Source organism: Pseudoalteromonas sp. J2K-J979, assembly GCF_058169715.2.
Map to the genome: position 1 here is coordinate 2,031,099 of NZ_CM200281.1, position 13,092 is coordinate 2,044,190.

General features: G+C 42.2%; 13 protein-coding genes. 7 read left to right on the forward strand and 6 right to left on the reverse strand.

Going from position 1 to position 13,092, the window contains the following annotated elements; genetic code table 11:
- Positions 1-33 precede the first annotated feature (33 nt).
- The 4 genes from AC3KVK_RS09305 to AC3KVK_RS09320 are packed head-to-tail and all read left to right on the forward strand — an operon-like array spanning position 34 to position 3,542.
- On the forward strand, positions 34-1,179 hold the full coding sequence (locus AC3KVK_RS09305; protein WP_490313003.1) for an anhydro-N-acetylmuramic acid kinase: 1,146 nt from the start codon (positions 34-36) through the stop codon (positions 1,177-1,179).
- Positions 1,176-1,925 carry a 5-oxoprolinase subunit PxpA gene (locus AC3KVK_RS09310; RefSeq protein ID WP_490313002.1) on the forward strand — a complete coding sequence of 250 codons (750 nt, stop codon included), beginning with the start codon at positions 1,176-1,178 and terminating at the stop codon, positions 1,923-1,925. The genes AC3KVK_RS09305 and AC3KVK_RS09310 overlap by 4 nt, the downstream gene beginning before the upstream one ends.
- Complete coding sequence (pxpB, locus tag AC3KVK_RS09315; protein WP_490313001.1) at positions 1,918-2,607, forward strand: 5-oxoprolinase subunit PxpB; 690 nt, start codon at positions 1,918-1,920, stop codon at positions 2,605-2,607. The genes AC3KVK_RS09310 and pxpB overlap by 8 nt, the downstream gene beginning before the upstream one ends.
- Positions 2,604-3,542, forward strand: a complete 939-nt coding sequence (locus AC3KVK_RS09320; RefSeq protein WP_490313000.1) for a 5-oxoprolinase subunit C family protein — start codon at positions 2,604-2,606, stop codon at positions 3,540-3,542. Before pxpB ends, AC3KVK_RS09320 begins: the two co-directional genes overlap by 4 nt.
- 24 nt (positions 3,543-3,566) lie before the next feature.
- On the opposite strand, the gene AC3KVK_RS09325 is transcribed toward AC3KVK_RS09320, so the two are convergent.
- Positions 3,567-4,790 carry an alkaline phosphatase family protein gene (locus AC3KVK_RS09325; RefSeq protein WP_490312999.1) on the reverse strand — a complete coding sequence of 408 codons (1,224 nt, stop codon included), beginning with the start codon at positions 4,788-4,790 and terminating at the stop codon, positions 3,567-3,569.
- A gap of 81 nt (positions 4,791-4,871) precedes the next feature.
- Positions 4,872-6,209, reverse strand: coding sequence for a DEAD/DEAH box helicase (locus AC3KVK_RS09330; protein ID WP_490312998.1), 1,338 nt, complete (start codon positions 6,207-6,209; stop codon positions 4,872-4,874).
- A 200-nt stretch (positions 6,210-6,409) separates the two neighbouring features.
- Here AC3KVK_RS09330 and AC3KVK_RS09335 point away from each other — a divergent pair, with 200 nt between their 5' ends.
- Positions 6,410-6,565, forward strand: coding sequence for a DUF2986 domain-containing protein (locus tag AC3KVK_RS09335; protein ID WP_490312997.1), 156 nt, complete (start codon positions 6,410-6,412; stop codon positions 6,563-6,565).
- On the opposite strand, the gene AC3KVK_RS09340 is transcribed toward AC3KVK_RS09335, so the two are convergent.
- Genes AC3KVK_RS09340 through aceK form a run of 3 tightly spaced genes read right to left on the reverse strand, consistent with a single transcriptional unit; the run spans position 6,562 to position 9,808 of the window.
- A complete protein-coding gene (locus tag AC3KVK_RS09340) occupies positions 6,562-7,479 on the reverse strand; it encodes an apurinic/apyrimidinic endonuclease family protein (RefSeq protein ID WP_490312996.1) in 918 nt (305 codons plus the stop codon). The genes AC3KVK_RS09335 and AC3KVK_RS09340 overlap by 4 nt on opposite strands.
- Positions 7,480-7,493: 14 nt before the next feature.
- Positions 7,494-8,015, reverse strand: a complete 522-nt coding sequence (locus AC3KVK_RS09345; RefSeq protein ID WP_490312995.1) for a DUF4240 domain-containing protein — start codon at positions 8,013-8,015, stop codon at positions 7,494-7,496.
- 29 nt (positions 8,016-8,044) lie between these two features.
- On the reverse strand, positions 8,045-9,808 hold the full coding sequence (gene aceK, locus AC3KVK_RS09350) for a bifunctional isocitrate dehydrogenase kinase/phosphatase (protein ID WP_490312994.1): 1,764 nt from the start codon (positions 9,806-9,808) through the stop codon (positions 8,045-8,047).
- A 117-nt stretch (positions 9,809-9,925) separates the two neighbouring features.
- Between aceK and AC3KVK_RS09355 the strand changes: the two genes are divergently transcribed.
- Together AC3KVK_RS09355 and AC3KVK_RS09360 are read left to right on the forward strand one after the other, a co-directional pair.
- Positions 9,926-10,873 carry a LysR family transcriptional regulator gene (locus AC3KVK_RS09355; protein WP_490312993.1) on the forward strand — a complete coding sequence of 316 codons (948 nt, stop codon included), beginning with the start codon at positions 9,926-9,928 and terminating at the stop codon, positions 10,871-10,873.
- A gap of 130 nt (positions 10,874-11,003) precedes the next feature.
- Positions 11,004-11,531, forward strand: coding sequence for a hypothetical protein (locus tag AC3KVK_RS09360; protein ID WP_490312992.1), 528 nt, complete (start codon positions 11,004-11,006; stop codon positions 11,529-11,531).
- A gap of 15 nt (positions 11,532-11,546) precedes the next feature.
- Here the strand turns inward: AC3KVK_RS09360 and AC3KVK_RS09365 are convergent, their stop codons facing one another.
- Positions 11,547-12,827, reverse strand: a complete 1,281-nt coding sequence (locus tag AC3KVK_RS09365) for an isocitrate/isopropylmalate family dehydrogenase (RefSeq protein ID WP_490312991.1) — start codon at positions 12,825-12,827, stop codon at positions 11,547-11,549.
- Positions 12,828-13,092 lie beyond the last annotated feature (265 nt).

Below are 13,092 nucleotides of genomic sequence, written 5' to 3' on the forward strand. Positions count from 1 at the left end.
TCAGTGCTCTAATGATTTTAATCAGAGCAAGATGTGACTCCTCATTATTACATTGGCATTATGTCAGGAACAAGTTTAGATGGTATCGATGTGGCTTTAGTTGATATTCAAGAGCAAAACATCAGGTTAATCGCTGCCAGTGACACCCACTTTGAACCCGAGTTGCGCAGTCAATTACTGAAAATATGCCAAACGCCCACGGTACATTTAGAGCAATTAGGGGCCTTATCAGTCAAACTCAGCTTAGCGTATGCAAAAGCGGTGATGCAATTGCTCGAAGACTTTCAACTGCAACCTGCGGATATTATTGCTATTGGCTGCCATGGCCAAACTATTTACCATCAACCAAATGGATCTTGGCCTTTTTCAATGCAATTAATAAACAGCAGTGTTTTGGCTAGCCAATGTCAAATCACCACCGTCAGTGATTTCAGAAGCATGGATATTGCCTTAGGCGGTCAAGGTGCACCTTTAGTCCCACCATTTCATCAACAACTTTGCGCACATTTAATAGGGCAATATTCATCATTCGTATTGCTCAATATTGGTGGCATTGCCAACGTCTCCATTTTAAAACCCGAACCATTACGAGGTTTTGATACGGGACCAGGTAATGTACTCATGGACAGTTATTTACAACAGAAAAATGGTATGTTATTTGATGATGAAGGCAAAATAGCGGCCAGTGGTGAAGTCAATCAACCTTTGTTAGCACGCTTTTTATCTGACAGCTATTTTTCTATTGAAGGTCCGAAAAGTACGGGCCGAGAGTATTTTAACCTAAGCTGGCTAAACCAAATTTTATCCCAATTTGAAGCACTCTCACTCCCTGATGTGTTGGCCACTGTGAGTTTTTTTGTTGCAAAATCGATTGCATCGCCGTTACACAGCTTACCTGCTGGCACACTTTTAGTGTGTGGTGGAGGTGCAAAAAACAACCACTTATTAAAGAATTTAGCGCTGCAACTGCCTTTATGGCACATCGATACCACCACTGAACACGGTATTGATGCTGATTCTATGGAAGCCATGGCATTTGCTTGGCTAGCCAAGCAATGTCTTGATCGAAAAACAGCCAATTCGCCAGCCGTCACAGGAGCAAGGCAAGCCGAGATTTTAGGCCAAATTACGCAAGTTTATAGTCATCATCCCCACTCTTTAACAGGAGAAAGCCAATGAAATTAAACTGTGATTTAGGTGAAAGTTTTGGCCAATGGAAAATGGGTCTCGATGAAGCTGTGATGCCGCATATCGATATGGCCAATATCGCTTGTGGTTTTCATGCAGGTGATCCATTGATAATGACCAAAACGCTCGCTCTCGCCAAACTGCATCAGGTCACGATTGGTGCCCACCCTAGTTATCCTGATCTTGTTGGTTTTGGACGCCGTAGTATAAAATGCTCACATGAAGAACTCATTGCCCTGCTGCACTACCAAATTGGGGCTATTGATAGCATGGCCCAAAACCATAACTTGCAACTCACCTACGTTAAACCCCATGGTGCACTTTATAATGATATGATGGCAGATGCGGCCATTTTCACAACAATATTAACAGCGCTTTCCCACTACCATAAACCACTAAAATTGATGGTTTTAGCCGGTGCACTGAGTAACGAAAACCGTGAACTGAGCCGTCAATTTGGTGTTGAACTCCTATTCGAAGCCTTTGCTGATCGGCGCTATCTCGACTCAGGGGCCTTGACACCGCGAACTGAGCCGGGCGCAGTGTTATCTGAGACCGATATGTTAGCGCAAGTTGAGCAACTCATTAATCAGCAAACTGTCATCACCCAGAGCGGCCAAACTTTACCAATTGTAGCCGACACCCTGTGTGTACATGGCGATAACCTAGCTGCCATTGCACTGATTGAAAAAATACACGCTATGTGCCAACTTGAGCGGCCTCAATCAAATGCATAATTCACCTAAAATAGTCACAGCGGGTGATAATTCGCTGATTGTTTATCTTGCCGATCAGCCAAGCCCACAAAGCTGCAATGACATCGCTACAATGAGTGAGCGGATCAAACAGCACTTTGGCGAGTATTTAATCGATATCATTCCATCTTATATCTCGTTATTAATTACTTACAATGCGCTTGAGATTGATCATTTTTATGCCCGAACCCTGATAAAAGCCTGTTTCAACGGTAATAAAGCGAGGGAACGTTCAGCTAACCAGCATATTCGTCTGCCAGTCTTATACGATGCAGTCACTACGCCTGATTTAGCGCGTATCGCTGATCATCACAGTGTAAGCAAAGAGCAGATCATTTCGTTACACGTGGCACAGCACTATGATGTATTTGCCATCGGATTCGCACCTGGTTTTGCATTTTTAGGTGAAGTCGACCATCGAATCGCCATGCCTCGGCTTAATACACCTAGGCATCAAGTTCCCGCCGGAGCCGTTGCTATTGCGGATCGACAAACGGCCGTCTATCCGAGTGTTTCACCGGGCGGTTGGAATTTAATTGGTTTATGTCCTCAACCTCTGTTCAACCCAGAGCAGGCGCCTTATCTCCCATATACAGTTGGCGATACGGTTGAGTTTTATCGCATTGATGAAGCAGAGTTTTTAAAATTAGGTGGGAGGCTATGAAACAAGCACTCTATGTCAATCACCCAGGTTTTTTGAGTCAATTACAAGATTTAGGTCGTTTTGGTCAAGCACACATCGGATTAACAACCTCAGGTCCAGCAGATAAATTTGCTTTTCTAGTCGCCAATCGTCTGCTGAACAACCCGGATAATGCCGCTCAAATTGAGCTGAGTTATGGGGGGGCAAGCTTTACAGCTTTAACTGATTGCAGTATTGCTGTAACCGGTGCGCATTGTGATGTGTTAATTAATCAACGACAACAAGGCCATTGGCGCTCCATGCAATTAAAACAAGGAGATACATTAGACATTGGCTATAGCCAACAGGGTTTACGCTGCTACCTTGCAATCTCTGGCGGTTTTTTGGCCAAGGCGAGCTTTGGATCAGTCGCGACCACAGTGCGCGAAAAAATTGGGGGGTTGGACGGTCAAGCTTTATCAGCTCAACAGATTTTGAGCTGCCAGAAAGCCTCAATATCTAACAATCAAATGCTCGCTCCGTCTTTACAACCTACTTATAGCAAAGAGACGGTGCTACGACTCATCCCTGGTTACCAATATTCACTATTTCCAGCGAATGAATCACAACGATTTTTTCACCATGATTTTCGGGTTGATCAACAAAGTGATCGCATGGGTTATCGCCTTGAAGGGCCAAAAATTAGCAGCGGGTTATCTCAGCTGTATTCAGAAGGGATCAGTTTAGGCGCCGTACAAATTCCACCTGATGGCCAACCAATTGTTTTAATGAATGATCGGCAGACCATCGGTGGGTATCCAAAAATTGGTACAGTGTTATCAATAGATTGCCATAAATTAAGTCAAATGGCTGCAGGCAGTAAAATAAACTTTGAGTCTATCAGTATTGAACAAGCCCAAAATGCCCTGCATTTACAGCAATATCAATTAGCACACTTAAAATTTCAGCCATGCTAACAAACACGGCTGATCCCCTCGCCTTTATTTTAATATTGCATGCTTCAGAGTCTCTGTGCCATCGATCGGTCCGAGTAACTTTAAACCAAGCAAATGAGCCACCAACGGGTAAATATCTAAATTACTTGCAGATTCAAACTCGAAACCTTGTTTTAACTCAGGCCCTTGAGCGACAAAAAGCCCTGCCATATCTTGCGTATAAGCGTAACCGTGCGTGCCAAGGTAATCACTGTGTCCATTTGTAGAAAATGTTTTTGGAGCGCGGGTTTCAATAATAATATCCGCAATGCGTGGGCTATCCACATACCCTCGTTGCGCTAATACTTTATCTGATAACACCTCATAACGCCCCTTCGCCTTGTCTTGTAATTGAGACTTAATCTTTTTTACATCCAGTTGACTGGTTGGCTTTTTATAAAACTGCACACGTGTGCCACTATTTTTAACAATAAAATCATTTTCACTGATCCCTAAGCTGTCAATGGCGATAGATTGTTCAGGCTCGATAGCGGCCATCCCATGATCGGATACTAAGATCAGTGTCACCGGCTGACTGACCTGCGTTGCAATTCGCTGCGCGAGTTGCCCAATCAATGCATCGACAGTTTGTACTGCTTGAAATGTTTCTAGTGCATCTGGCCCAAAGTCATGACCTTGGGTATCGACTAACGAAAAGTAACCTGCAATAAACCCAGGACGCTGAGCCGGAGGGAGTGTAAGCCAAAAAATCATTTGATCAACGCGCGCCTGATAATCACTGTGTTTCGAATAATGATAATAATAATCCGGCTTTAAACCATTAAATAATGCATCCGATTCAGGCCAAAAATAAGTCGCGGACTTCACACCTTGTAATGAAGCTAAATTCCAAAGCGGTACACCTGACAACCAGGAGCTATCTTGTCCTCCATCAGCCATTTTGTAACATTGATTACGTTGTTTATCACAAAAATTATTATCCACGATACCGTGATTCACTGGCAGTAAACCTGTAATAATTGATAAGTGATTGGGAAAAGTTTTGGTTGGGTAAACAGGCTTTAAATGTTTCGCTCTAACACCTTTTTTAGCAATGTTAGCAATGTTTTTTGCTTGATGCTTTTCAATGTAGTCCCAGCGAAATCCATCAATTGAAATCAGCACCACACTGGGTGCACTGGCCGCTTGTGGGTTGGCATGCACAGATTGATTAATCCCAATTGCACTGAGTAAACAGCTTATATGTAAGAATAAATAAAGGTTTTTCATTGTGTGAACTTTAAGATCAATGACAAAAAATCAGTTTAACAAACTTAGATAAAAAAAAATCCATCTAACGATGGATTTTTTTTACTGCGCTGTTTTCTTTGGTTTATGTCGCCAAACCCGCTTTTTGGCTGGCTTACTTTCATCATTAGCCGATGTATTTTTTTTGGGCTGTGCACGTCTTGGCTTTTGACCTTCCGAAGGGGTAGCACGGCCATTATTAGCAGTTGGTTTTTTTGGCTTTTTCGGTTTTTTTATTTTTACGTTTAAATCTGTTTGTGGTACAGCCGCACTTGGTTCGAACCCCTTCACGATCTCACGGTTAATCAACGTCTGGATTAAGCGTTCAATATCAGAAAGCTCCGCAACCTCTTCGGCTGTCACGAACGAAATAGCATGCCCTGATGCGCCCGCACGCCCTGTTCGTCCAATACGGTGTACATAATCCTCAGCGATATTAGGTAAATCAAAATTAACCACTTGCGGTAATTGGTCAATATCTAAACCTCGAGCCACAATATCAGTAGCAACCAATACCCGCACTTCACCGTTTTTAAAACCTGCAAGGGCTTTCATCCGTGCGCCTTGGCTTTTATTACCATGAATGGCGGCAGCATTAATTTTTTCTTTTTCTAAGTGTTTCACCAATCGATTCGCGCCATGCTTAGTTCGAGTAAACACTAATACCTGTTGCCAATCATGTTGTTTAATTAAGTGTGTGAGAAGCGCTGATTTTCTCGACTTATCGACAGGGTGAACCGATTGTTCTACCGTTGCAGCCGTGGTATTGGCGGGAGCTACTGATACCTCAACTGGATCATGGATCAAGCCTTTCGCTAACGCTCGAATGTCGTTAGAGAACGTAGCAGAGAACATTAAGTTCTGGCGTTTTACCGGTAAGACTTTAATGATTTTTTTAATATCATGAATAAAGCCCATATCTAACATTCGATCCGCTTCATCGAGTACCAATACTTCTAATCGGTCAAATTTAATTGCCCCTTGATTAAATAAATCAAGCAAGCGACCCGGTGTTGCAACAAGAATGTCAGCGCCACGGCGCAGACGCATCATTTGTGGGTTTATTTTAACCCCGCCATACACAACAAAAGAACTTAAGGGTAAATTTTTACCATAAAGCTCCACACTTTCAGCAACCTGTGCCGCAAGCTCACGCGTAGGAGTTAAGACTAACGCTCGCACTTGATTATGACTGGCAGCTTTACCTGCTACTAATCGTTCAAGTAACGGTAAAGTAAAGCCTGCGGTTTTACCTGTCCCCGTTTGGGCCGCAGCCATCATATCGCGTCCTTCAATAATGGCGGGTATCGCAGCTAATTGAATAGGAGTTGGCGTGTCGTAACCTTGCGCTGTTACAGCATCAAGTATAGGTGCGGATAAACCCAGGCGGGCAAAACTCATAATTGCTCTCTTACATACATATCAGACCGCCAAATGCGGCGCGCCAGAGTACAGGAATTACCCCATGAACGCAATCAACCTCCAAAAAGAACCAGCCTTTGGGGTTTTGAGTGAAGTTTTTATCTCCAAAATTAAAAACAACTTGCCTTCAAGGTGGCAAAACGTACAATCGCGCCTCAGATCGATAGCTGGAGCAGGCCATGAACCGCAAAAAGAAAATTAACGATATTTTAAAAAAGAAACTAAAAAAGGCAAAGTCGAAATTACACACAAGTAATAAACCCGCTTATGTCTCTAAAGCTGAGCGAGCAAAATTAGCCGAAACATCAGAACAAACGCACGACAGCCAAGATTAATTCAGCTGCTGCATAATATGTAAATAAAGTGGCTGGCGAAGCGGTGGTAGCACTTCGATATTCTCTAATTGCTGAAACCATTCTTTGGCTTGAGAATGCTTTCCCAGTGCTAGGCTTTCTTGGGCAAGATAAAGAATGGCTAAATCAACACCAACAAAATCTTCAGCTAAACGCGCAGCTTGTAAAGAATCTGCAAAATATTGGTAGGCTTGCTGATGGTTTTTTTGATTACTATAGCCCCGTGCTAAATTAAATAAACTTTCGCCCAATTTGTATTGGCTGTTAAGCAACTGCGCAAAATGAACGGCTTGGTGACGATACGCCACCGATTTATCAGTTTCTGCGACCCGCTCAGCAAAGTGACCCAAATTTAAAAACAATTCATATTTAAATGCGGGTGACTGCCTGCGTTGAAATTTCTGGGCTAACCCTTTTAACATCCGATACGGAATACGTGGGTCGATATCACTATACAACTGCAAGTTTAATAGCTGCACCAGTAAGATTGGATCTTCGAAATTCTTATTTACTTCATTTAGTAACTGTTCCGCTTCGCTTCTAAATCGACTTGATTCTTCTTCTTTTTTTAATACTTGCAACATCTTAGTATGATAAATGTAAGCGTGGATTTTAAAATAAGGTGGTAAAGATGGCTGTAACACGAAGCGGCTCGTCAAACCATACAGCGTCTCAAAATGTGCTAACGCGAACAAAGTCTGCATATGAATAATCTGATATTCAAAATACTGAAACGATTGCAGGGGCACTTGATCTAATTGTTTGCGGATCTCGGTTAAACATCGAGCAGGTTGAGAATTACACTCTGAACGAATATCCACTGCATTTAACTTTAAAGGTACAATGAAGAGAATCAAAGTACTGACAAAGATTAGCCGTCGTAGCGATAGCACCATTGAGTGAACCTTATTTAATTGAGGCCTATTTGCCAATATTTTTGGTACAATTTTGGATAGACTTTTTTTAACTCTTTGGCTTTATCTTTAAATCGTTTCCCTTTAGGTTCTGATAGCCCAGATGGCACAAATGGCAATTCATCTTCAGTGCGCTCTTCGTACAGTAATCCCGCAATTAAGTCATATTCGTCCAAGAAGGGATAAGGTAAACGGTCTTTCATTGGCACCACGTCGAAATCAGCTAAATCATCCGGCTGTGCTAAGGTCGCATTTAAGACTTGTTCACCTCGAGATATTAACCAACAGCGGAATTCCGAAAAGCTGTATTCCGAATTACAGCCAGCTATCACAAACGCGGCTCCCCAAAGTGGCCAAACATAGGTTAAACGCATTTTTTGATTAAAATGCTTATCAAATGCAGCTAATTGCTCGTCTGTAAGCGGGGTTAAACGTTGTTTTAATTCATCAGCGATGTGCTCTGGAGAGGCGAGCGGATCTGTTGCAGTCACTAACTGCCAAAATTCTTGTTCGGTCATAATTTAACATTATCAGTATTTTGGTGACATTATACTGCATCTTTTCTTGAAAAGCGTGTCGTTTGCTTATATGGGAACACGTCAGCAATCAGCCCTTGTTGTAAATTGTTTTGAGTGGCAACCCAAAATTCGGGTGTGTATAAATCAGCGTGAAATCGTTCAAATAATTGCTTCGCTTTAGGATGGCCAGTAAAAAACACCGGGAACTGTTCTGGGAAAATATCATTGTCATCAATTAAAAACCAAGGCGTATCGGATAAACGCTGATATTGGGTATGTGCAACAGGTAATCGTCTAAAGTGGCACTCGCTTAACGGACAAATTTCATCATAATCATAAAAGACCACCCTTCCCCAACGAGTAACGCCAAAATTCTTCATTAACATATCGCCAGGAAAAATATTTGCAGCCGCCAGTTCTTTGATGGCGAGGCCATATTCATACATCACGTGTTCGAGTTGGTGGTCAGTCGCCGATTGGATATAAAGATTTAGAGGTATCATTTTTCGCTCTACATAGACATGTTTCAGTATCAGAGCCTTGCCTGATATCACGACACTTGATCTTGCCTCTTGTTGCAACTGGGCTAACAATGAGGGTGAAAAACGCGATAGGTCAAATGCTAAAAATCGAAACTCGTGGGTATCGACCAACCGCCCGACCCGATCAGCATTTTTGACAAAGTCATACTTTTCCATCACTTGCTTACGCGTAATTTGTTTGGGGGCCATAAATGTATCTTTGATCACTTTATACACGTAATCCGATTGCTCTGTAGTAAACACGGCCATCACCATGCCTTTTATCCCTGCAGCATTACAATAGCGCTCTGTGGGGGGCATTTTACGAGTCGAATCGACTTTAAAGCGATAAAACTCAGTCTTTGCATGTTTGATAAATCCAATCGCATTAAACAGCTCAAATCGCTCTTTATTGGGCAACAAACGAGACAGATACTCCACATAGGCCTGCGGTTTATCGGTATCCACCATAAAATAGGTTCTTGCAAAGCCAAATAACATACTCAGTTGTGCTTCACCGAGCATGATGCTGTCAATAAAAATCGCGCCCTGCTCATTATTTAACACTGCTATCGCAAAGGGGATGGGCGGCGTATCTAAACATTGAAGAGTTCCGATGATGTAAGCGGCTTTATTTCTAAAAAACAGAGAGTTACCATATTGAATCTTCCACCCACCGACTTGGTGAGCGATAGGGTTGGCGTGACAATCGATCGCTTGGACTAAGGCATTAATATCTCGGGTGAGGTTTTCATAAGGTAAGCGAAAATGAAACTGTTGCAATAGAGACGCTAATGCCACTGGTAATGATGCCGATTCTGAAATGCTTTTTTCTACTTTCTCACGACTCTGATTCTTTTGCCGATATTGACGTTTTAATATAAATAAATGAACATCACGAATTTTATTATGCCCGCGAATAGAACCAAACACCGAATTAAAAAACGTCTGGCTAATTGCATCGTTTTCATGCTCACTTACTAACTGTGCATAATAACGTTTTGCTTGATGCCACATCTTACTATCGTCTAGGCAATCAAAGGCTATCGTACTGACCGCCAGTTTCGCCACCGCCACTTTTGCTTCATAAACTTTGAGCCTGTCGCGCATGGCTTGCTGTACACCTTGCCACTGCGCTTGCTCGAACCGAGCTTGAGCGCTCAAGGTGATATTGAGAAATTCCGCAAACATAGCTTCAAAACTGGCTAAAATTGAACGAGCCACTTTTGCAGACACGCCTTGTTCAACCGATGTGATCGGTAGTTGAGTCATAACACCCTCAGATATCACCACAAACTATAGTGGTTATAGTTACATGCTTATTTACACACCTTAGCAGGACCGATTAAATAGAATTAATTTATAAATAAAATAGGTAGCATTGATTTGATGAATATTCGCAACGTTGATTTAAATTTATTGGTCTATCTGAACGTCCTACTCGAAGAACGTAATGTTTCAAAAGCCGCGAATAAATTAGCGCTCACGCAACCAGCCATGAGTAATGCACTCAAGCGTTTACGCGATTTATTTGACGACCCTTTATTAGTCAGAACTGCTGATGGTATGGTACCCACAGAAAAAGCCATTCAGCTAAAACCTGACATTACCCGTTTATTAATTTTAGCTGACACAATCACACAACCTGATGGCGAGTTTGACCCAGCCACCAGCAGTTACACTTTTCGAATTGTCAGCAATGATTATTTAGAAACCACTTTAATTTGGCCGTTTATTCAATCAATTATGTCAGATTGTCCAAATTTACATTTCGATATTTTAACACCGGGTGACATTAACTTAGCCGATATGGAACAAGGCAATATTGATTTAGCGATTAACCGATTCTCTGTTTTACCAAAATCATTCCATCAAGCCAGTGTCTGGCGCGATAACTTTTGTTGTTTAAGTCACCCCGAACACCCGATTGTCAGCGATAATTCTCTCCAATGTTATCTCGAATCTGAACATATTTGGTTAAACCGTCCAGGCTGGCAGTCTGAAACCACCACAGCCAATAAACCAGGCCATCAGCACTTAGGCTGGGTCGATGAGGCACTTTGGCAACTCGATCACACCCGCAAAATTAGAATTTACTCACGTCATTTGACCGCGGCACAAAGCTTAAACCAATGCAATAAATTGCTCGCTACCTTACCACGCCGCCTGGCGATGCACTTGTGCCAACAGCATGCATTGACCCTGTCTGCGGTGCCATTCCAAATTGTGCCAATTGAAATAAAAATGATTTGGAGCCCATTGCTTCACCATAGCAAACCCCATCAGTGGATAAGAAGACAGTTACTTGAATTTTCTAAAAATATACATGACCGATGACAAGTATTGATTTTATCAATACCAGTTATTGAAAAGTTAAATTTCAATAATAGTCAATTCCAACATAGTGTTAAAACAGAGCCAGACGGGTGAGCCGTTGAGCACTTTAAATGCGAATGGGGAAACAACTATGACGACACAAAATCAACACCAGCAAGGATTTATGCATATTGCAGCGTTTTATTTCAAACGTCCATTCGTGGACTTACTTGAAGACGATTTACTAGCCCGTGCTCAAATCGATAAAAATGATTTCTATTGCATGCTGGAAGAAATCAATCTACGTTTTTCACCCAAGCAACGAGTTTTAGCCAAAGCAATGGGCCAACCTCAGCAAAGTCAAATTGTCGATTATCAAACGTGGACCTGTTCACAACAAACAGTGACTGCGAATGAGTTTGCAGCTACATGCGTACATACTCTCGACCAACACCGCTGTCCCTTACCATTGATTGTGCTGCGATTAGCCGTTGCACAATTAGCCAGCGTTGTCACTAAACAATCAGTTGATTTGATTTTAAATATGCCCGCCGATCAGCAAGCTTTTTGTCTCCGGCTCTGCCAAGCGCTAAAAGATGAGTGTGATCATTTAGTATACAGTTCGGGCACTGTGGTTGAATTAACAACTGAGACCCCTCGTCAATTACTGCGTGCTTGATGGCTGATACGCGGTTCAATTAGAATCGCGTTTCTTTATATTCATAACCAGTGTTTGCATCACACTTTGGGCAAACGCATCGCAGCCAACTGGATCAACATCTGCCAACGTTAAATCAACATCTGGAGTCACCACTTTATTGGTCAACGTATCAGTGATCGCCTCGGTGATATTGGACGCTGCGGCTTCCCAACCGATATGCGATAACATCATCGCGCCAGACAAAAAGCTCGAAATAGGATTCATAGTATCTTGATTTACTAAAGACTCACAGGTGCCATGTGTCGGTTCAAATAAAGCCAATTCCTCTCCAAAATGGGCTGCGGGTGACATTGATACTTGACCTATTTGAGCGCATAAGGAATCAACTAATAAGTCACCATGATGATTGGCAACTGCAATCACGTCATATTGCTGAGGCGCAAGTAAACTCGTTTGCAGTATCACATCCATTAGCTCGTTCTTAATCACAACTTGATGTTGGCTCTTTGGACAAGTAATAACAAGCTGCATTGAGTGGCTGTCAGTCGTCGCATTAAATTCTGTTGTAGCCAGTTCATAGGCCCATTTGACAAACGCCCCTTCTGTGAACTTCATCACATCCCCTTTATGGACCAAGGTCACACTTCGTCGCTTATGTTTTAATGCAAACACAATCGCGGCTCTTACAACTCGTTGACTCGCTTGTTTTGAGATATGTTTGATACCAAGGCCGCATTCTTCGGTAAATCGAAAACGATTGACGCCCAGCTCTTGTTGTAAATAGTCGAGTAGACTTTGTGCTTGGAGCGAGTCGGCTTTAAATTCTATCCCCGAATACACATCTTCACTATTATCACGAAAAACCACCATGTCTATCTGTTCAGGCGCTTTAACCGGACTTGCTAACGGAGGTAGATAACAAATGGGTCGACATTGAACAAATAAGTCCATCTCATGCCGTAATGCTACGTTTAATGACCGAAACCCCGCTCCCATAGCTGTGGTTAAAGGTCCTTTCATTACCACTAAATACTCAGAAATTGCCGTGAGTGTTTCTTGTGGAAACCAATCACCATCATAGAGTTGTGCAGCTTTTTCACCATTAAATATTTCCATCCAGTGAATTTTTTTCTGGCCTGCGTAAGTGTGTTCAACGGCCAAATCGATTAGCTGACACATTAAAGGCGTGATCTGCTCTCCGACACCATCACCTTGTATAAACGTAATAATCGGTTGGTCGGGGATCTGCAGTTGCCCATCAGATGTAACCGTTATTTTTTCTCCGTTCAGAGGTACATTGATAAATTGATACACCACTCGGCCCTTTTGTATTTTTCAGCAGTGATGACTTCTGCATCCCTTTGTCTTAACAACCATACTAACTGCAACAAAAATAAAACTCGACCAAAATTCGATCACCATACATGGATATATTTTTTTAAAGTGAGGGCGAAACAAAACCTATCGGTTCGTATCATCACTAATATTCAACAACATTGTGTATTTATGCATTGTTGATAGAAAAAACGAGTTTATCGAACAGAAAACCCCTATCACCACAGACACCTTGTTGATTTTA

Excerpts from the sequence above, each read along its gene's own strand:
- AC3KVK_RS09320 (WP_490313000.1), top strand. The coding sequence starts at position 2,604 with ATGAAACAAGCACTCTATGTCAATCACCCAGGTTTTTTGAGTCAATTA.
- AC3KVK_RS09325 (WP_490312999.1), bottom strand. The coding sequence starts at position 4,790 with ATGAAAAACCTTTATTTATTCTTACATATAAGCTGTTTACTCAGTGCA.
- AC3KVK_RS09335 (WP_490312997.1), top strand. The coding sequence starts at position 6,410 with ATGAACCGCAAAAAGAAAATTAACGATATTTTAAAAAAGAAACTAAAA.
- AC3KVK_RS09330 (WP_490312998.1), bottom strand. The coding sequence starts at position 6,209 with ATGAGTTTTGCCCGCCTGGGTTTATCCGCACCTATACTTGATGCTGTA.
- AC3KVK_RS09310 (WP_490313002.1), top strand. The coding sequence starts at position 1,176 with ATGAAATTAAACTGTGATTTAGGTGAAAGTTTTGGCCAATGGAAAATG.
- AC3KVK_RS09360 (WP_490312992.1), top strand. The coding sequence starts at position 11,004 with ATGACGACACAAAATCAACACCAGCAAGGATTTATGCATATTGCAGCG.
- AC3KVK_RS09355 (WP_490312993.1), top strand. The coding sequence starts at position 9,926 with ATGAATATTCGCAACGTTGATTTAAATTTATTGGTCTATCTGAACGTC.
- AC3KVK_RS09345 (WP_490312995.1), bottom strand. The coding sequence starts at position 8,015 with ATGACCGAACAAGAATTTTGGCAGTTAGTGACTGCAACAGATCCGCTC.
- aceK (WP_490312994.1), bottom strand. The coding sequence starts at position 9,808 with ATGACTCAACTACCGATCACATCGGTTGAACAAGGCGTGTCTGCAAAA.
- AC3KVK_RS09340 (WP_490312996.1), bottom strand. The coding sequence starts at position 7,479 with ATGGTGCTATCGCTACGACGGCTAATCTTTGTCAGTACTTTGATTCTC.
- pxpB (WP_490313001.1), top strand. The coding sequence starts at position 1,918 with ATGCATAATTCACCTAAAATAGTCACAGCGGGTGATAATTCGCTGATT.